Source organism: Brevibacterium sp. 239c (assembly GCF_900169365.1).
Lineage (GTDB): Bacteria > Actinomycetota > Actinomycetes > Actinomycetales > Brevibacteriaceae > Brevibacterium.
The window spans coordinates 72,248-90,793 of the sequence record NZ_FXZH01000014.1 but is presented as its reverse complement, the minus strand read 5'-3'; the positions used below and the strand labels follow the sequence as shown (position 1 = coordinate 90,793).

Genomic DNA, 18,546 nt, shown 5'->3' with positions numbered 1-18,546 from the left:
AGCTGAAGACACATGAACAACCCCTTCGACGACACCACGGCAACCTTTCGCGTGCTCGTCAACGAGCTCCAGCAGCATTCACTATGGCCCTCGTTCGCCGATGTGCCCGCGGGCTGGGTCGTCGTCTGCGGGCCGGCCGACCGAGAGGAATGCCTCGACTTCGTCGAACAGAACTGGACGGACATCACCCCGCGTCGGCTCGCCGAGATCGCCTCCTAGTGATCAGCATTGACCAGCTGAGCAAGAACTACGGCACATTCAGAGCACTCGACAAAATCAACCTACAGGTCGACCAGGGACAGATCTTCGGCCTCCTCGGCCCCAACGGCGCCGGTAAGACCACGACCGTCAAAATCCTGTCCACGCTGGTGCGCCCCGACTCCGGAGAGGCCGTCATCGCGGGGAACTCGGTGACGGCCGATCCCACCGCCGTTCGCGCCAGCATCGGCCTGTCGGGACAGTACGCGGCGGTTGACGAGAAGCTCACCGGCCACGAGAACCTCGTCATGGTCGGCCGTCTCTACGGGATGAGCCGGCAGGAGTCACGAGCCAGGGCCCGTGAATTGCTGCACGAGTTCGCAATCGTCGACGTCAAAGATAAGCGTGCGGGAGCCTATTCGGGAGGTATGCGACGCCGTCTCGACCTGGCCTCGGCCTTGGTCTTTCGACCACCGGTGGTCATTCTCGACGAACCCACCACGGGACTCGACCCGCGCGGGCGACTCGACACCTGGGACGTCATCTCCACTTTGGTCGGAGAAGGAACGACGGTGCTGCTGACAACCCAATACCTGGAAGAGGCCGACCAGCTGGCAGATAGAATCGCCGTCATCGACTCCGGCAAGGTCATCGCTGAAGGGACCTCTGATGAACTCAAGGTCAGCCTCGGCGCCGAACGCATCACACTCACCCTTGCCCGCAGGGACTCGCTCGACGAGACCCTGCGGATTCTCGAACGGATCATCGGAGTCTCGAACCGCGCGCAGACCGACTCGACGGGAATGCGTCTCACTGTGCCGGCGCCACTCGGCCAGAAGACACTGCTGCAGGTTCTCGATGCTCTGAACAGCGGCGGAATCCTCGTCACCGAGGCGGCCCTGAGCCGACCGACACTCGATGACGTGTTCTTGGACCTGACGGGAAAACCCGCCTCACCGGAGACCTCGCCATCACAGTCTGCGGATGCCGAGGTGGACGTATGAGCACACTGACCTCCGCGGCACGTGACAGTTCCGTCATCGCCTGGCGCAACCTGCTCACTGTGCGTCGCACTCCCGGAGCTCTGGTCACCGGCATCGTGCAGCCGGTGATCTTCGTGTTCCTCCTCGCGTTCGTCTTCGGCGGCAGCCTGGGTGGGGCGCCCTATCGGGAGTTCCTCATCGGCGGGATCCTGGCCCAGACCCTGACATTCAATTCCTCATTCACCGCCGTCTACCTCGCCAAGGACCTCCAGCTCGGACTCATCGACCGGTTCCGATCACTGCCGATGTCACGCGTGGCCGTCATCCTGGGGAGGACGACGTCCGACTTGGCCACCGGCTCGATCTCGATCGTCGTGACCATGGTCTGCGGACTCATCATCGGCTGGCGCATCACCGAAGGTTTCGGTTCAGCACTTCTGGCTATCCTTCTGCTGCTGCTCTTCGGCTTCGCCATGTCGTGGATCGGGGCGTTCATCGCGCTGACCGCCCGAAGCGTCGAGGTGGCCCAGAGTCTCGGTCTGATCTGGCTCTTCCCCGTCACTTTCCTCTCCGGCGCCTTCGTCTCGGTCGACTCACTGCCCGGACCACTGCAGGCGATCGCCTCATGGAATCCGGTCACTGCGGTGGCCACCAGCGTCCGAGAACTCTTCGGCAATGTCTCTCCCGCTGGCTACACCTCGGGCACGGGCTGGGCGGCAGACAACCCGATTCTCTACGCGGTGATCAGCTGCGTGGCAGTCATTGCCCTCTTCTCCACCGTTGCCGTGTCCCAGTACCGGAGAATCAGCAGGAGATGACTCGGCAGCAGAGGATCGAGACCAGTATCGAGTATCTGATATGCGATGTCGGCACACTGAGCCAGGCTCGTGAGGACCATCGTTGGCTGGACTCTCTGTTGTCGCCCGCCGAAGCCGCCCACTCGAATCGGCTTCGACAAGCCGCAGACAGGGCTGCCTATCGGAGCGGACATCTCCTGTTTCGCCTCATGGCCGCTCGGCGTCTGGGCATCGAACCACGAGACGCTGGAGAGCTGACGTTCACTCGCACATGTCGCACCTGCGGCGGTCCCCACGGAAAGCCGCAGATCATGGGTGCAGAACTCAGCCTGTCCCGTTCGGGTGACATGGTGGCGGTCACCTCGGCGCCTTCGTCATCTCCCATCGGCATCGATATCGAACACATTCCGAACGAGGTCTTCTCGGGTTTCGACGAATACGTGCTGACATCGGGCGAATCCCTGTCCCCCGGCGCGAACACCACCCGCAGACGCATCGAGCTCTGGGTGGCCAAGGAAGCTGCGCTGAAGACAACCGGTGACGGGCTGAATGTGGAACCCAACGGTCTCGAGGTCGTTGGAACCGACCGTGAGGCGCCACTCGTTCCCGGGTCCGTGCACTGGGCGGCCTCGATCAGAGCTCCCGAGCATCCGGAGCTCAACCGGCTGAGCCTGGCGACCGTCCCCTGTCCTCCGTCTCATGCAGCCGCATTGAGTTGTGCCGACCGACTGCCTGTCACCTCAACGAGCCTGTCGGACGTTCTCATCGGCTGACGACGGTTTGCGCCATCAGCGGGCCGAGTATCCGGTGGCAACGAGCCAAGCGGGAAGGTCGAGGGTCTTCGGCGCGATGCTGCGCACTTCGTCCAGGTCGGCTTGGTATGCCGGGGTTTCGGCGAACCACCGGAACATCGCCTGCATGTCCGCGTCCCCTTCGAGTGCTTCGATCGGAAATTCCTCGTATCGAGCGGAGAGTCCCGTGTGCTCACCGAAAGCGCGTGCGATCTCAGTACCGGTGCGTTCATCACCGGCGATCTCGATTGCGCCTCCACGAATGTCGGCAGTGCCCAGCAGTGCGGACGCGGCCACAATGCCGATATCGCGAACAGCGATCATCTGCAGTTTGATCCCGTCGGGCAGGGGCAGTCTGAGGACGAGTTCGCCCTTGTCGAGCTGGGGCCCCATCGCGGCGAGGTTGTCCATGAAGAACACCGGTCGGATCAGAGTCACCGCCATATCGAGGTCTTCCAAGTACGCCTCGACGCGACGCTTGGATTCGAAGTGCGGGACGCCCGAATTCCGCTCGGCCCCACCGACGGAGTTGAAGACGATGTGCGGCACACCTGCTGCTGCCGCAGCTTGGGCCAGGGCCAGACCCTGTTGCGTCTCGCCTTCGGTGTCTCCGCTGCCCATACCCCCGGGCGGGAGTGTCATGAAGAAGAATGCTGTGGCTCCCTCCAGAGCGGCAGCCAGGGATGTCGGTTCATCGGCATCGGCATACGCCAGCTCAACCCCGCGATCGGCGAGGGATCGAGCCCGTTCAGATTCGGGGCTGCGCACCAGCGCCCGAACGTGCGCCCCCTGATCCACCAGTGCATCGACGACGGCGCCACCCTGCTTTCCGGTTGCACCGAAAACTGCGATGGGTCCTTGTGTTTCTGCTGCCATGATTCACTCCTCACATTGTGCCTGCGTCTGTGTCATTGTCTGTGACGGCGTTCAATATGGAGTCCCGCTGAGCATACCGGCGACTAGGCCGAGCACCGCGATGACGGCCAGAACAATGACGAGTACACGTTTGCGCATACTCCCGATTCTACGGGGGACGTCTGGGCTGTGTCTTGGCCTCGGATCACCGGTCGGTCGACTCCAACTTGCCGCGACGATTGCGTTTGATGTGCCCCAATCGGATGGCTTCGCGCACCGCCGAGCGGAAACGTCCGGGCCCCCAGTGACGGGCACCGATAGCGCGGTGGAGCTCCGTCTCCGAGACCGGCTGCATGTCGCGAACGTAGTCGATGATGCCCTGCACCTCATTGGCCGAGACTTCGGGAGGGACATCACGGGAGGAGACTGACGGCCACGGGGCATATGCCCCGGCCGAACCCGGCCCCGGACGCAGCCGGTCGCGTTTCCTCATCTCCTGGCGCCCTGCCCCTGTCGTCGGCTCCACGGTGCCGTCAGCATCCGAGCCTTGGCCGGCACCCGCCTCTGCGGCCATCTTCTCCTCGACCTTCCCCTTGGCGCCATCGGCATCTTCGGCGGTGAGCGGGCGGGCGATATCCTCGAGGTTCGCCCCCTCTGCCTTGACTCCGAGGAAGATCTCCGCGATGCCACCCAATGCCATGACTCCGGCGCCGATGCAGAAGGCCATGGCAACCAGGGACCGGTTGCCGGATTCGATCATCCCGCCGAAGAGCAGCGGTCCGGCGATACCGCCGGCGGCTGTGCCGATGGCGTAGAAGAATGCGATCGCCAGTGCCCGGGTCTCCATCGGGAAGATCTCGCTGACCGTGAGATATGCCGCGCTGGCACCGGACGAGGCGAGGAAGAAGCAGACGGCGAGGATGATGAGGAAGAGCCAGGCATTGCCGATGTTCGCGTTGAAGACGAATGCCAGAATCACTGCTACGACTGCTGAGCCCAGATAGCTGAACGAGATCATCTGCTTGCGGCCGATCGTGTCGAAGAGCCTGCCGAGGACGACGGGGCCCGCGAAGTTGCTCAGCGACCACAGGATGATGAAGATCGGAACGGTCCCCGCAGCCACGCCGTAGAACCCGTGGAAAATCGTCCCGAGGTTGAAGGTGATTCCGTTGTAGAGAAACGCCTGCCCGACAAAGAGGACAAGGCAGAGGACAGCACGCTTCGGATAGAGCTTGAAGGCGACCTTCGCGAGCTCGGCGAAGGAGATCGTCTTGCGTTGGCGGATCGTAATAGTACGGTCTGGCTCGGGCAGACTCTGCTGCGTCGCCTCCTCGATGCCGGACTCGATGCCTTCGACGATCTTCTCGGCTTCGTCCTCCTGACCGTGGATGAAGAGCCACCGCGGACTTTCGGGCACATTCTTGCGGACGACAAAGACGAAGATCGACAGCAGCGCGCCGACGGCGAAGGCGAGTCGCCAGCCGATCATCTGCGGCAGGATGTCGGTGTTGAGGAAGAACAGGGTTGTTGCGGCACCGCCGGCAGCGCCGAGCCAGTAGGAGCCGTTGATGATGAGGTCGATGCGCCCGCGCACTCGGGCGGGGATGAGTTCATCGATGGCGGAGTTCACGGCCGCGTATTCGCCGCCGATCCCGGCTCCGGTGAGGAAGCGGACGAGGAAGAAGTACCAGGGTGAGAAGGAGAACGCGGTGGCGACGGTTGCCACCAGGTAGAGGACGAGGGTGATGAGGAAGAGTCTGCGGCGGCCGAACCTGTCGGTGAGCTGGCCGAAGACAATGGCGCCGACGCACGCTCCCAGCACGTAGATCGCACCCGCGGTGCCGATCTGCCCGGCGGTCATCGAGATGCCGCTGTCGTCCTCTGTCATTCGGGCGGCGACATTGCCGACCATGGTGACTTCGAGTCCATCGAGGATCCACACGCTGCCCAGACCGACGACAACCATCCAATGGAACCTGGCCCATGGGAGTCGGTCCATGCGGGCCGGCACATCGGTTGTGATGGTTCCGAGTTCAACATCCTTGCTCATCAGACACCTCGCTGCATCAGTTCGCACCGGCCAACTTTTCGCGCTATCTACCGGGGAGTCTAAGCAGACTCCCCGGCGCCGACAAGGGCTGGTTTTACGATCGCACGAGGAGTACTCTTCGCTGTTGATCGGAAGACGTGCTGAAGTTTATTCGCTTCGCCGAGCCGCACGGATGAGCACCACAGCGAGCACTGCACAGAGCAGGTAGATCACTCCGACGACCGCCCAGCCCAGCGAGAACCCAGCGGGCGAGCTCACCAACAACCCCATGGCCACCGGGCCGAGGGCGAAGCCGGTGAACATGCCGGCCGTGACCATCCCACTGGCCGAAGCCATCGACGTCGCTGGGATCGAGCGCATGAGAGCACTCATGAGAACCACAGAGACTCCGAGCGCCGAGGTGCCGTGCAGTGCCGCCGCAACCCACAGCATCCACGCCCAGCCGGATACCCCTGCACCGTAGAACATCACTGCGCCACCGACGGCGATGAAGGCAAGAAGCAGGAGCAGGCGGGGCCCCGATGCACCACGGGCCATCTGCCTGGCCCAACCCACGCGGGCGGCCACGCCGATCGCCCCGGCCACTGCCGCGGTGATACCGCCGAGGACGAGTGAGAATCCCAGTTCGCGCACTGAGAACAGCGGCATGTAGACATTGGTTGCTTGGACGCCGACCCCGTTGAGCAGGCCGAAGGCAGCCAGGGCCCACACCATGCCGGGATATCGCGAGGAGGTGACGGGAACTGCCTCGACCACCTCGGCGGGGGCAGTCTTGAGTTCTGCAGTCTCGGATTCGGCGGTGGAAGTGGTGGTGTCAGCGGACCGCGAAGGTGCATCCGTGAGCAGCGGTGTCTTGCGCAGCGATCGCCACGACAGCACCATCAGGAGGAGAGGTACGAGTGCGATGAGCAGTGCCGCACCCCGCCATCCTGCAACCGCGGCCAACAGCGGAAATGCCAGACTCGCCGTCAGCTGGCTGACCTGGACTCCGGACTGTTTGATTCCCACCCAGCCGATGCGTTTGGACGTCGGGACACGTTCAAGAAGGATCCGATTGGTGACCCCGTTGGGGAAAGACTGGGCAACGCCCGAGATGCCTGCTGCGATCAACAGCATCCAAAAGCCTGCCGGGACCGCGACCAGCATCAGCGCGGCTGCCGCGAGCACGAAGACCACGGTCATCAGAGAGTTGTCCGAGTACTTGTCCGCAACTCGGCCCAAGGTCGCGTTGCCGATGGCCGCGCACGCGAAGCAGGCTGTGGCCAGCAGACCGAATTGGGCTTCCGAGATCCCGAGGTCGACGATGATCGAGTCGCTGACGGCGCTGAGCCCGTAGAGCATCAACGGCCCGGCACCGACGGCGCCCAAGAGCACCGTCAGCAGGCCCCGACTCGGCACTCGCTGCTCGTGTCTATCCACTCATCACTCCCCTCGTACCCTCATCCAGCATGGTAGGCGCCCGCGTGATTGGGGTGGCTTGAGTCCGAGTGGTGGCCACTTCACCGAGGTCGGTCAGGGCATGACGCAGCCGGCGACCAGCACCGTGGCGTAGGAGTAGAACACTGAGGAGAAGACGGTGACGAAGGCGGCGAGCACACTCACCAGAGCCACCACCGGCAGTACCCCGGATGTCATTTTGGCCGGTGAGACCAACTGCCGAATGCGGTCGGGTCCAGCGATATTGAGAGCATGGAGGCCGCCGAGGTGGTCGCTGAGGTTCGTGGGCTGCCCGATCTTGAGCAGCGCACTGGCCAGAGCCGGTGTGCCGGCGACCTGCTGTGCCCGGTCATCGGCAGCGATCTCGAGGTAGAGCGGGATGGAGGCGGCCACCTCGGCGAACAGGGGAATGAACGACAGCGGTCGCACGAAGGTGTCGACGATTGCCATGATCCGATGATGCCCACCCTCGACGTGGGCCTTTTCGTGCTCGAGCACGGCGGTGAGCTCGTTCTTCTCCAAGCTCGCGCACAGGGCTTCGGAGACGATTACGCCGCCGTATTTCTGCGGCAGGGAGAACGCGAAGGGGGTCCGGACGTCGAGGATGTTGAGTGAATGACCGTTGATATCGGCGACCGCCGAGTCCTGGTGCAGACGCTGGGCGGCAGCCGAGTTCGCCTGCCTGCGACGAGTCCGCCGATGCAGCGCCCATACTACGGAGACGAGTGAGAGCACAAGCGGGAAGATGAGGAAGAGGACCACCGGGACCAAAGTGTCGACCTGCGCGAGCCCGGGGAACGGGCTGGCCGCGATGAGGCACCGCTGGCACACATCGGCGAGGGGAACGGGCAGAACATCCGGACCCTTGAACAGCGAGGCCGCCATGAGGCTCATCGCGGCCACGACCGCCCACCACATGAGGGGCACCAACAGGAGCCCGAACACTGCCAGTCGCGGGACCCGCATGAGAACCGGCGCTGCAGCTCTCACCAGAAAGGGCCCGATCCAGGAGATGAGGGCGAACAGAGTGAGCGCGCCGACCCCGCTGAGCAGCAGACTCATCCGCGTTCATCCTTGGAGTTGAGGTAGCCGCGGAGAAGCTCGACATCCTCGGCACCGATGCCTTGGACGAAGTGCAGGATCGAGGCCGCCCGGTCTCCCCCGTTGACCAGCGCCTTCTGCATGAGCGTCGCCGCATGCTCTTCGCGGCTGATGATCGGAAGGTGCTGCACCGATCGGCCTTGTCGCTCACGCCGCACGAGGCTCTTGCGTTCCAGGTTCGTCAGCACGGTCGCGATCGTCGTGTAGGCGGGAACATTGTCCAAGTCCTCGATGATCTGCCGGACTGTCAATGGGCCCTCATCCCACAGCAGGTCCATGACCTGCTGTTCGAGCGCACCGAGGCGGATCGGCGATGAATTTTCGGTCGAATCCGACACTGATGTCATGCCTGAGCGCTCCTTTCACGAATGGGTACTGGGCAGGAGAACTGCCCCTTGAGGCGGACGACCACCGCGACGAGCAGCAGGATGACCGACAGCACCGCCAGCACAGGCTGCAGCGGAGCAAAGTATGTGAGAGCCCCAGTGTAACCGAGCACCAGGAGCGCAATCTTGTTGCACACAGGGCAGCCGACGGCGAACCACCCGAGCATGCCGCCCACGGTGCCGAAGGTGCCCCCACCGGAGTCCGGAGCGGAAGTCCCGGGCTCGCGGACGTAGGTGGCGGTGAGCAGACCGATGAGGGCCGAGGTGAGAATCCACATCGGATAGTCCCACCACACGGCCGGAATATCTCTGGCGAAGAACGAATTGGGGATGAGCACGGTGGACACACCGATGACGAGCGCAGAGACGACGGCCACCGCAATAGCCACGAGGATGCGGCGAGCGCCCCACATTCGAAGCGCCTGGGCCGCGTCGGAGAGATACGAGAACAGCACGAAGGTCCCTTCGTTGCGCAGTGCCGGACAATCTGATTACTATGGAAGCTAGTTTACTATGTACGGTAGTAAAGTTCCATGTCTGCCATGTCGCGGCGACTCGAATGCTCGCCGCCCCGACTCTCCCGACCTTCCGACTCTTCCGCTTCGACTTCCTCAGGAGGATCCCATGATCCGATCCGCTCGCGGCCCCATGGTGTGGCTCGTCCCCTTGGCCGTAATCGTCCTCGCCGCGGTCCTCATCGGCGTGGTCATCGTCAATCAGGGCCCTTCCGAAGACGGCGCCAATGCCCAAGGTTCAGATTCGCAGAGCGAATCGGGATCCAGCGGAGACTCCGATTCCAGCGGCGAGTCCGGTTCGGGTGACGATATCGACCTGTCCTTCGTCGAGCACAGAGTCGAAGGCGATGACAGTGCAGCCGGCGACGTCGATGCGCCGGTGACCCTCGTCATGTTCTCCGACTACCAGTGCCCCTACTGCGCCACCTGGAACGAGGAGACGTTGCCGACCATGATGGAATACGTCGAAAAGGGTGATCTGCGCATCGAGATGCGCGACCTCGCGGTCTTCGGTGAGGAGTCTGAGAGAGCCGCCCGCGCAGCCTATGCCGCCGGCCTCCAGGACAAATACTGGGAGTTCCACAACGCCATGTTCAAAGGCGGCAAACATCCCGCGAAATCCGAGCTCGATGATGACTCGCTGGTGTCCACGGCCAAGGATCTGGGTCTGGACCCGACCAAGTTCAAGGGAGACATGAACTCGGTGGAGGCACACGACGAGTTCGATGCCGTCGCTCAGGAGGGCTCTTCCCTGGGAGTGGCCAGCACCCCGTCGTTCATCATCGGCGGCAAACCCCTCGTGGGGGCTCAGCCGACCAAGGAGTTCGTGAGCGCTGTCGATGATGCCCTCGCCGAGGCGGAAGGGTAAGGAAGCGTGCGACCACGGCCCATCGCCTCGGCGATTCTGCCACTCGCCCTCGCTGCTCTCCTCCCCCTCAGCGCCTGCTCTGCACTCGGCCAGGAGTCCCAGTCCTCCGAGCCGAAGGCAGCCGGCTCACAGGCTCCGAGCTTCGAACCTTCGGGATCCGGAGCCGGCGCCGATACCGGGGCCGGCTCCGCTGCGCAGGGTGCTGGGAACGAGTCTGCAGCGGCGGCCACCGTCGACCCCGGCTGGGACGCCCCGGCCCAGGAAGCAGGAGGCACGTTCCTCTCCATGCATGAAAACGATGACAGCCTGGAATACCGCGCCGTTGACTCCAGCGGCGAGATCCTATGGACGGCGCAGCGTTCCCGCGCCTGCTCCGCCTACCTCGTCACCACCACCGCCGACGGCCCTATCGCAGTCCTCATGGGCCAAGGCCCGACGACAGAAGACTCACTCACATCGACCGCGAGCGGCTATGACCTACAGACCGGTCAGAAACGGTGGGGGCCGGTGGAAACGCCCGGCGCAATGCTGGGCAATGGCCTCGTCTTCGCGAGCGCACCGAAGGACTTCATCGGAACCGGCGGACCCCGTACCGCGCTCAACCCGGCCACCGGCGCTGTGGCCGCGGCTGAGGACGAGGACGAAGTTCCGGGTGAGGGCGGGACTGAGAGTCCGGGTGAGAGTGACGACTCCAGGCCGCGGGTCATCGCTATGTTCGGTGAGCACCTGGTGCGCTCTCAGGGCAGCGTCCTCGTCGGGGAGAACCTCGACGGGGACAGGCTCTGGACTCGGGCGGCCGCGGACTTCGGCATGTCCGCCGCCGAGGCTCGAGAGATTCCCTGGGAGCCGATCGGTACGTCTCATGCACTGCTGGGTGACGCCGGCAGCGAGGAACGAACCCTCGTCGATTTGGACTCGGGAGCAAGCGTCGATTCCGATATCTCCGGGGCCTGGTTCGACTCAGCGAGCAACACCCTGGTCACAGCAGGCTCTGATCTGCAGGGATTCAACAGTGACGGGACCGAACGGTGGAAGTCGCCCCTGCCCGAGAACACCGAGGTCGCCGGCGTGGGTGCTGGCCTCATCGTCTTCGACTCAGCGGGCGATGGCGCCACGGCCAGATCGGCTCGGGACGGAAGCCAGGCCGACAGCGACGTTCCCCTACTCAGGACGATCAAGAGCCTCGGGGCACCCCACCACATTGCCGAGTCCGGGGCCGCGCTCGTCGGTGATCCGCAGACACCGCTGCTCATCACGAGTCGGAGCTGAACTTTGGGATCGCTGAACTGCCATGTTCTACAATTTACTAAGCGGAATAGTAATTCAGGAGTGCTGATATGCCGAGACACGAAGCAGCCAGGCCCCGATACCGGTGGTGGATACCCCTCACGGTCATCGCCGCGGCACTGGTTCTCGTGCTCATGATCCTCTTCATGGATCGAGAGCAGGGTGACGATTCTGCCCAGAGGGCCGCCGGCGAGCAGAAGGAGCCGGATGTCGTCGTCACCGAGGTCGAGGACCCTCAGCAGAAGGATGTCAGCGACTTCGACACCGACGCTGATGACCCCTTGGCCGAGGGCCCGGCGGATGCCCCGGTCACTCTCGTCGTCTTCTCCGACTACCAGTGCCCCTACTGTGCGGCCTGGTCCCAGGACACCCTGCCGACAATGCTCGACTACGTCGACTCCGGTGATCTGCGCATCGAATGGCGCGAGGTCAATGTCTTCGGCGCCGCATCCGAACAGGCAGCCAAAGCCGCCTACGCCGCCGCGCTGCAGGACAAGCACTGGGAGTTCCACGACAAGCTCTTCGCCGGAGGCAAACCACGGCCACCGGCGCAGCTCTCCCCCGAGGCGCTGACATCCGTGGCCTCCGACATCGGCCTCGACATGGACCGGTTCACCAAGGACATGAATTCGGATGAGACGGCCAAGGCCGTGGACAAGAACGCCAAGATGGGCACCGAACTCGGTGCATTCTCTACGCCGACGTTCATCCTCGACGACGAGCCCTATGTCGGCGCCCAGCCCACCAGCGTCTTCGTCGACGCCATCGAAGCGAAACTGGAAGGAGCGAACTGATGGACATCGGATTGCTCAGTGCCTTCATCGGCGGCGTGCTCGCGCTGCTCAGCCCGTGTGCGGCCCTGCTGCTGCCGGCCTTCTTCGGCTCCACAGTCGGCGTCGGCTCACGACTCGTGCTCCACGCGGCCATCTTCTACGTGGGCATGCTGCTCGTCCTCATCCCGCTGGGGATGGGGGCCGGAACACTTGGTGCCCTCTTCACCGCATATCGCGGCCCCATCGTCCTCGTCGCCTCGGTGATCCTCATCATCCTCGGCATCGTCCAGTTCTTCGGATTCGGCTTCGACCCCGCCAAGGCACTGCCCGGCGCCGACGCCATGAGGTCCAAGTCCGCGACGGCGACCGGAGCGACGAAGACGTTCCTCCTCGGTGCCACGAGCGGGATCGCCGGTGTCTGCTCCGGGCCCATTCTCGGCGCGGTCCTCACCCTGGCGGCCACACGAGGCAGCGTGTTCCTGGGCGGCGTGATGCTCGCGATCTACGGTGCCGGCATGGTGGTCCCGCTGTTCATCATCGCGGCACTGTGGTCACGGATCGGCCCGCGAACCCGGTCGGTCATGCGCGGAGGCTCGGTCAATTTCTTCGGCCGGCGCCTGCCCGTCATCTCGATGATCACCGGAGCACTGATGATCGTCATCGGCATCGTCTTCTGGATGACGAACGGCCTGGTCTCGGCGCCGTCCCTGGTCTCGACATCCAGCCTCGCTCATGCTCAGGAATGGGCGAGCAGCTGGACATCGACGACGGTCGACATCATCGTCGTGTGTCTGCTGGCGGTCATGGCCATCGTCCTGTGGTTCCGTCATGAACGCCGTCGTGCTAAGGAAATTCGCGACAGGGGCGAGCAAGGCAGGGCCACTGACGCCGAGATCAACGAGAGCAGCAAGAGCAACGAGAGCCCTGCCAGAGACGAGCGTCCGGTCAGAGACGAGCCGAGGCACTGATGGCCCGACGAAGATTCTTCGCCCTGGGGGCCAGTCTGCCCCTAGCACTGGCACTTTTCGGCTGCACTCCTGTCGAGGAACCACCCGAGCTCGATCGCGAACCGAAGCAGGTCGACAAGAAGCTTGAGGCGGTCGACGCCTCCGACCTGCAGCTGCCGCTGATAGTCGAACCGCTCGAACTCGTGGAGCCGGACTGGGATCTCGACGTCAAACACCTCGGCGATGTATTCCTGTCTGCAAGCAGCGGTGATGACCGTCTGGACTTCAGCGCCGTCGACAGCAACGGCACCACCCTGTGGCAGGCCCAGCGGCCCACGGGCTGCAGCGGATTCAGTGTCACCGCCGACAGCGAGGGGACTCCGCTGGCGGTGCTCACAGATTCGTCGTCCGATGAAACCTGCGACACCGAGGTGACGGCGAGCGCCTACGACCTGGAAACGGGCGAACAGAAGTGGGGACCAACCGAGGTCCCCGGTCCGATGCAGGGACCTGGCGCCGTATTCTCCTCCGATGATGACTCGGAAACCGTGGCCCTTGAGCCTGACACCGGTGAAGTCGCAGGCCAGGCTTCGTCGGGAGCACGTGTCCTCGGCGAGTATCGGGGGACGGTCCTCAGCGTCGACGAGGGCACACTCACCGCCACGACCGGCGGAGATGTCGACTGGGAGGTACCGCTGTCAGACCATGACTGGAACGCCGAAACTCTCACAGCATTCCCCGACCAGGTTGAGGGTCTCATCCACCTTGAGGCGAAGGACGGATCCGGGCCAGTCATCGATGCAGAGTCAGGTGACGTCCTCGACGATTCCGCCAGCGAGATCGCCCACGATGCGAACTCGAAGATGACCGTCACCCGGGATTCACACGGCCTGACGGTCATTGACGTGACCGGGTCGAACGAATTGCCTGTGTCTCTGCCGAAGTCCGTGGTCTTGGAGGCCGCTGTGGGCGGTCTCATCTACCTGCGCGAAGACGGGACGCTGCGAGTCCACAACGCAGCCACCGGCAGCATCGCCCGAGGCTACCCGGCCAAGGGTTCGGGCATCGTGGCGGTTCCCGATGTCTTCACGTCGAAGGGGCTGGGGACTCTGCGGGCCGGCGACCGGACCCTGCTGGCCACGGACAGAGTGGTCGAGGAGTCCGCGGAGGGTTAGCGTTGCAGCACGGCTACGGGAGATGGACATCGATACCGTCCGTGGAGCGATCAACATCCCCGCCTACAACAAGCCGGAATTTGGGCTGGGCACAGCGCCGGGGGCCCAGCAGCTGAGTGCAGAACGAGTCCGGCGGCATCGCTCATGTCAGTCCGCGCAGCGCTTCAACTGTTGCGGTGACATCGTCTTCATCGTTGTAGATGTGGAAGCCGAAACGTGCCCGTCCGTCGGTCATGGAGAATCGGATCCCCGCCTCATCAAGTCGCGAGGGTGCCGCATCGGCGACCTCGATCGACACGATCGCAGAGTTCGACGCTTCCATACCCACCCCCGCACGGAAGGTATTGGCCAAGGCCACATCGTGTGCATGGATCTGGTCGACGCCGACCTCGAGCAGAAGCTCGAGCGCCGGTGCCATCCCCACCCAGCTGTGCCAGGCCGGGGAGATGTCGAAGGCGCGGGCGTTGTCTGCCAGACGCATCGGCATGCCGAAGCTGGCTCCGCTCCCGCCTGCGAACCATCCAGCGGAAAGCGGCTTCAATCGATCCGCGAATTCGACCTGCGCCCGAGTGCGCGTCTCATCCGCGCCACGTCTTGCCGGAGGGTGCATCGTGAGGAAGGCAGCACCGCGCGGAGCGCAGAGCCATTTGTAGGCGGCGACAGCGAGGAAGTCGACCTCGGCGGCATTCAGCGGCAGCCACCCGGCAGCCTGCGTGCCATCGAGGACGGTCAGTGCTCCCACCTCGCGCGCCCGTGCCGTGATCGCCGAGATATCGGCCACCTCCCCTGTTGCCGACTGTGCTGCCGAGAACGACACGAGCGCTGTTGACTCATCGATCGCCTCGGCGAGGGAGCGCAGCGGGGCGGTGCGAACGCGCACACCGCGGTCCGCGTGGACGGCGAACGGGTAGACCCCGGAGGTGAATTCGATGTCGGGGACGAGGACTTCAGCACCATCGGGAAGGGCCGCGGCGATCGGGGCGAGCAGCTGGGAGACGGCGGCACCGGTGGTCACCCAGTCCGCATCCGCACCGACCATCCGGGCGAAGAGTTCTCGCGACGTCTGGACGGATTCCGCCCAGGTCTGCCAGGGACGAGACCCGCGCCGCCATTGCTCAAGCGATGCCTGCATCGCGTCCCACCCGCGCCGAGGTGGTGGCCCGTACGAGCATGAGTCAAGGAAGGTTCGTTCGACATCCCATTCCGCTTGCGCCTCGGCGAGTGAGAGGGCGGACGTGTGCGCGTTGCGATCATCATTGATTCCCATCCCACCGAATCTAGCACCGAGGTAGGACCGCGGGGGCAGTACGTTCAGGCGATGCGCTCCGGATAGGAATACGCGTTGAAGCGGCCTCGGCGGTTGAAGCCGATGACGGACACACCCACGCTCTTGCCGTGATCGACGGCCAGCGCGGAGGGTGCGCTCACGGCCGACATCATCGGGATGCCTGCCATCGCGGACTTCTGGACGAGCTCGAATGAGGCACGTGCTGAGACCTGGAGGACGGTGCGGCTCAGCGGCAGACCGGGTCCATGGTGTGACATCGCCCAGCCGATGACCTTGTCGACAGCATTGTGACGGCCCACATCCTCGCGTCCGATGAGGAGCTTCGGTTCAGCATTGGGGTCATCACCGACAGCGAAGAGTGCTGCGGCGTGGACTCCCCCGGTCTTGTCGAAGACATCCTGCTGTGTGCGCAGCCGGTCGGGCAGCTCACCGATCCGTGCCGCCGAGAGCAGAGGCGGGAACCGGTACTCTTCATCGTCATCCTCGTCGAGGTGGAAGGAAGCCGGGATCAGAGGGTAGGCGGAGGTCTTCGTCACCGCGTCGATGGCCGCTGTTCCACAGATCCCACACGAGGACGAGGTGTAGACGGAGCGGGCGGGGGCCGCCTCGGCGCTCCAGATTCCGGGCCGCAGCCGCACTGCCGCGACGTTGTGGTTCCGGGTGCCGTCAGGGGCGAGCCCGGTGGAGAAGTCGATCTCCTCGATGTCGGCCATAGTCGCGATGACCGCCTCGGAGAGGAGGTAGCCAGCCACGAGGTCGATGTCGTTGCCGGGGGTGCGCATCGTGACGGAGAACTGCTCGCCGTTGAGCCGGATCTCCAGCGGCTCTTCCCCTGCTAGGGAATCGGGTCCCGCGGAGATCTCTCCGGAGGCGTCGAATTTGTGGACTCGGGCCCGAACGGCCCTGCGCTGTGCCATATGATCAGACCCTTGGTCCGTGGTCGGTGGTGTCCTCGACCGAGGTTTGGATGTGTTCGAGCAGGTCGTCGATGACGGTGATGCCGTCCTTGACGCCGCCCTTCGAGCCGGGGAAGTTGATGACGAAGCTGCGGCCGCGCACGCCGGCGACTCCGCGACTCATCACCGCCGAGGTGGTCGTCTCCAGTCCCTTGCGCCACATCGCGTACACGAGACCTGGGGACTGTCGTTCCAGAAGCTCAGCGGTGAATTCCGGGGTCCGGTCATCCGGTGCCAGTCCCGTACCGCCGCTGGTGACGATGATGCGCGGGCGATCGTCTTCCGGGGTATCGACGAGGAGTGTGCGCAGCGCTTGGCCGACGGGTTCGCCGTCACGGACGACAATGGCATCGGGTGTCTCGTAGCCGCGGGTGCGCAGCCAGTCGACGAGGATGGGGCCGGTGGTATCGGCCGCTTCGCCCCTGGCCGCCGAGGTGGAGGCGATGATGACGGCGGCAGTTCGTCCCGCACCGAGGCGGTCGGCGTTCTGACTATTCACGTGTCACTCCTGCTGCTCAGCGCTCATATCTTCTGGCATCCATTCTTTCATGCCGGATGAGGAACCGAACCAGAATGCCAGCGCTTCGTCCAGACCCGTCGAGGAGGATTCGCCGACCCATGCCACATAGCCGTCGGGCCGGACGAGCACAGCTGTGGGAGCCGCCACCTCACCGACGACCGGCAGCTCCCACCCACCGTAGTAACGCGCATCGACTCGCCTCACCAGGTCTGACCATGCCGTGATGTCGAGATCACCCGGATCGCCGAGGTTGAGCAGCACTGCCTGCCCTTCGTGGAGGTAGGTATACAGGCGACGCATTCCCTCTGAGGTGTGGAGATCGACGTCGGGTACGCGACGCCCCAGCAGCGGGTGCACCTCGTCGCCCCTGCTGGTTCCGCGCTCTGCTGAAGTCTCGTATCGGATGTCGAGTCCGGACAGCGCCCCGGCGAGTGTTCTGCGCGGTTCGTCCATATGCAGCCACTCGTCGACGACTTCGGTCAGAGCCTGGATGCGATCCTCCATCCGCATCAGTGCCGTCTGTGCCAGGTTGTGGTGGATGACTCGCGCGCCGACTGCATGGCGCTCGGAATGATAGGTGTTGAGAAGGGCCTCAGGCGAGACTCCCCTGACGACCTGGGCGAGCTTCCACCCCAGGTTCACGGCATCCTGGACGCCGGTGTTGAGGCCCTGGCCACCGACCGGGGAATGCACATGCGCCGCGTCACCGGCCAGGAGCACCCGGGACGAACGGTAGGCTGAGACCTGGCGGGCCATGTCGGTGAAGCGAGTGATCGTGCTGGGATTGTGAGCCCCGAAGTCAGTGCCCCAGGCATCGTTCAGTGCAGAGCGCAGGTCCTCGAGGGTGGGCTCTGAATTCTCCTGCGGCTCTCTCTCCGAGACCACGAGGCTGGCACGACCGGACGTGAGCTGGCTGAACGCCTGCGTACCGAACGCGTGATGGTGGACACCCCATTCCGGTTCCGTGGAAAGTTCGACTTCAGCGATAAGACTGCTCATGGTCGGTTCCCACCCGGGAAAATCGATCCCGGCCATCTTCCGGATGAGGCTGCGTCCGCCGTCGCAGCCGACGAGGTATTCGGCGCGCAGCTCGCGGCCGTCGGAGAGCCTGGCGTCGACTCCTTTGAGGTCCTGATCGAATCCGGTGACTTCGACGCCATAGTCGATTCTCACCCCGAGCTCGCTGACCCGCTGCGCCAATAAGCGTTCGGTGTGCTGCTGATGCAGCCCCAATCCGTAGGGATGCCGAGACGGAAAATCGATGATGCTCAGACGTGTGGTCCCGAAGCCCAGAACCTGCGCGACTTGGCCCTCGGCGAGAAAACGATCAGCGATGCCACGCTGATCGAGCATTTCGATGGTCCGCGCCTGCAGGCCGAGCGCACGTGTTCCGATCAGCTCCTGATTCGGACGTCGTTCCAGCAGCGCAATGTCGACACCGGCCAGGGCCAGCTCCGCCGCCAGCATCAGCCCGGTGGGCCCTGCTCCTACGATGATCACTTCAGTCATGGCCGTTCCGTTCCTTCGAGGCAGAATATCATTGTGCGCAGCACATGGGGCCTTGCCGAAAGCCCCCATGTGCACTATAAGGTAAGGAGCGGCAGGGAGCATTCGAGGCG

At 64.1% G+C, this 18,546-nt stretch carries 19 protein-coding genes; 9 read left to right on the top strand and 10 right to left on the bottom strand.

What is annotated here, in order from left to right; translation table 11 throughout:
- The first annotated feature begins 12 nt into the window (after positions 1–12).
- From BSP239C_RS13545 to BSP239C_RS13530, 4 genes are read left to right on the top strand one after another with little or no spacing between them, the layout of a single operon-like run.
- Positions 13–219, top strand: a complete 207-nt coding sequence (locus BSP239C_RS13545) for an MbtH family protein (RefSeq protein WP_101573747.1) — start codon at positions 13–15, stop codon at positions 217–219.
- Positions 219–1,202, top strand: coding sequence for an ATP-binding cassette domain-containing protein (locus BSP239C_RS13540; RefSeq protein ID WP_219618904.1), 984 nt, complete (start codon positions 219–221; stop codon positions 1,200–1,202). Before BSP239C_RS13545 ends, BSP239C_RS13540 begins: the two co-directional genes overlap by 1 nt.
- Complete coding sequence (locus BSP239C_RS13535; RefSeq protein WP_101573743.1) at positions 1,199–1,999, top strand: ABC transporter permease; 801 nt, start codon at positions 1,199–1,201, stop codon at positions 1,997–1,999. The genes BSP239C_RS13540 and BSP239C_RS13535 overlap by 4 nt, the downstream gene beginning before the upstream one ends.
- The gene (locus tag BSP239C_RS13530) at positions 1,996–2,751 is read left to right on the top strand and encodes a 4'-phosphopantetheinyl transferase superfamily protein (protein ID WP_101573741.1); all 756 of its coding nucleotides are present in this window, start codon (positions 1,996–1,998) and stop codon (positions 2,749–2,751) included. Before BSP239C_RS13535 ends, BSP239C_RS13530 begins: the two co-directional genes overlap by 4 nt.
- Positions 2,752–2,766: 15 nt before the next feature.
- Here BSP239C_RS13530 and BSP239C_RS13525 read toward each other — a convergent pair whose 3' ends face one another.
- The 6 genes from BSP239C_RS13525 to BSP239C_RS13500 form a co-directional block, all read right to left on the bottom strand.
- Positions 2,767–3,645 (bottom strand): NmrA/HSCARG family protein, encoded by an 879-nt coding sequence (locus BSP239C_RS13525; RefSeq protein ID WP_101573739.1) that lies wholly within the window; start codon positions 3,643–3,645, stop codon positions 2,767–2,769.
- 184 nt (positions 3,646–3,829) lie between these two features.
- The gene (locus BSP239C_RS13520) at positions 3,830–5,674 is read right to left on the bottom strand and encodes an MFS transporter (RefSeq protein ID WP_101573737.1); all 1,845 of its coding nucleotides are present in this window, start codon (positions 5,672–5,674) and stop codon (positions 3,830–3,832) included.
- 147 nt (positions 5,675–5,821) lie between these two features.
- Positions 5,822–7,093, bottom strand: coding sequence for an MFS transporter (locus BSP239C_RS13515; RefSeq protein WP_101573735.1), 1,272 nt, complete (start codon positions 7,091–7,093; stop codon positions 5,822–5,824).
- 93 nt (positions 7,094–7,186) lie between these two features.
- Complete coding sequence (locus tag BSP239C_RS13510; RefSeq protein ID WP_101573733.1) at positions 7,187–8,173, bottom strand: M56 family metallopeptidase; 987 nt, start codon at positions 8,171–8,173, stop codon at positions 7,187–7,189.
- Positions 8,170–8,559: a BlaI/MecI/CopY family transcriptional regulator gene (locus BSP239C_RS13505; RefSeq protein WP_101573731.1), complete on the bottom strand. Its 390-nt coding sequence runs from the start codon at positions 8,557–8,559 to the stop codon at positions 8,170–8,172. Before BSP239C_RS13505 ends, BSP239C_RS13510 begins: the two co-directional genes overlap by 4 nt.
- A complete protein-coding gene (locus tag BSP239C_RS13500; protein WP_101573729.1) occupies positions 8,556–9,053 on the bottom strand; it encodes a hypothetical protein in 498 nt (165 codons plus the stop codon). Before BSP239C_RS13500 ends, BSP239C_RS13505 begins: the two co-directional genes overlap by 4 nt.
- Before the next feature lie 169 nt (positions 9,054–9,222).
- Between BSP239C_RS13500 and BSP239C_RS13495 the strand changes: the two genes are divergently transcribed.
- The 5 genes from BSP239C_RS13495 (at position 9,223) to BSP239C_RS13475 (ending at position 14,163) form a co-directional block, all read left to right on the top strand.
- The gene (locus BSP239C_RS13495) at positions 9,223–9,981 is read left to right on the top strand and encodes a thioredoxin domain-containing protein (protein ID WP_101573727.1); all 759 of its coding nucleotides are present in this window, start codon (positions 9,223–9,225) and stop codon (positions 9,979–9,981) included.
- 6 nt (positions 9,982–9,987) lie between these two features.
- Positions 9,988–11,250 (top strand): hypothetical protein, encoded by a 1,263-nt coding sequence (locus BSP239C_RS13490; RefSeq protein WP_101573725.1) that lies wholly within the window; start codon positions 9,988–9,990, stop codon positions 11,248–11,250.
- Positions 11,251–11,318: 68 nt separating this feature from the next.
- Positions 11,319–12,062 carry a thioredoxin domain-containing protein gene (locus BSP239C_RS13485; protein ID WP_101573723.1) on the top strand — a complete coding sequence of 248 codons (744 nt, stop codon included), beginning with the start codon at positions 11,319–11,321 and terminating at the stop codon, positions 12,060–12,062.
- Positions 12,062–13,009 carry a cytochrome c biogenesis CcdA family protein gene (locus BSP239C_RS13480; protein WP_257930206.1) on the top strand — a complete coding sequence of 316 codons (948 nt, stop codon included), beginning with the start codon at positions 12,062–12,064 and terminating at the stop codon, positions 13,007–13,009. Before BSP239C_RS13485 ends, BSP239C_RS13480 begins: the two co-directional genes overlap by 1 nt.
- Entirely contained in the window at positions 13,009–14,163 is a 1,155-nt protein-coding gene (locus BSP239C_RS13475; RefSeq protein ID WP_101573721.1) for a PQQ-binding-like beta-propeller repeat protein, read from the top strand. Before BSP239C_RS13480 ends, BSP239C_RS13475 begins: the two co-directional genes overlap by 1 nt.
- Before the next feature lie 142 nt (positions 14,164–14,305).
- On the opposite strand, the gene BSP239C_RS13470 is transcribed toward BSP239C_RS13475, so the two are convergent.
- Genes BSP239C_RS13470 through BSP239C_RS13455 form a run of 4 tightly spaced genes read right to left on the bottom strand, consistent with a single transcriptional unit; the run spans position 14,306 to position 18,436 of the window.
- The gene (locus tag BSP239C_RS13470) at positions 14,306–15,430 is read right to left on the bottom strand and encodes an aminotransferase class V-fold PLP-dependent enzyme (RefSeq protein WP_101573719.1); all 1,125 of its coding nucleotides are present in this window, start codon (positions 15,428–15,430) and stop codon (positions 14,306–14,308) included.
- A gap of 44 nt (positions 15,431–15,474) precedes the next feature.
- Positions 15,475–16,368, bottom strand: a complete 894-nt coding sequence (fdhD, locus tag BSP239C_RS13465) for a formate dehydrogenase accessory sulfurtransferase FdhD (protein WP_101573717.1) — start codon at positions 16,366–16,368, stop codon at positions 15,475–15,477.
- A 4-nt stretch (positions 16,369–16,372) separates the two neighbouring features.
- On the bottom strand, positions 16,373–16,906 hold the full coding sequence (locus BSP239C_RS13460; protein ID WP_101573715.1) for a MogA/MoaB family molybdenum cofactor biosynthesis protein: 534 nt from the start codon (positions 16,904–16,906) through the stop codon (positions 16,373–16,375).
- 3 nt (positions 16,907–16,909) lie between these two features.
- On the bottom strand, positions 16,910–18,436 hold the full coding sequence (locus BSP239C_RS13455) for an FAD-dependent monooxygenase (protein ID WP_101573714.1): 1,527 nt from the start codon (positions 18,434–18,436) through the stop codon (positions 16,910–16,912).
- Between the last annotated feature and the right edge of the window lie 110 nt (positions 18,437–18,546).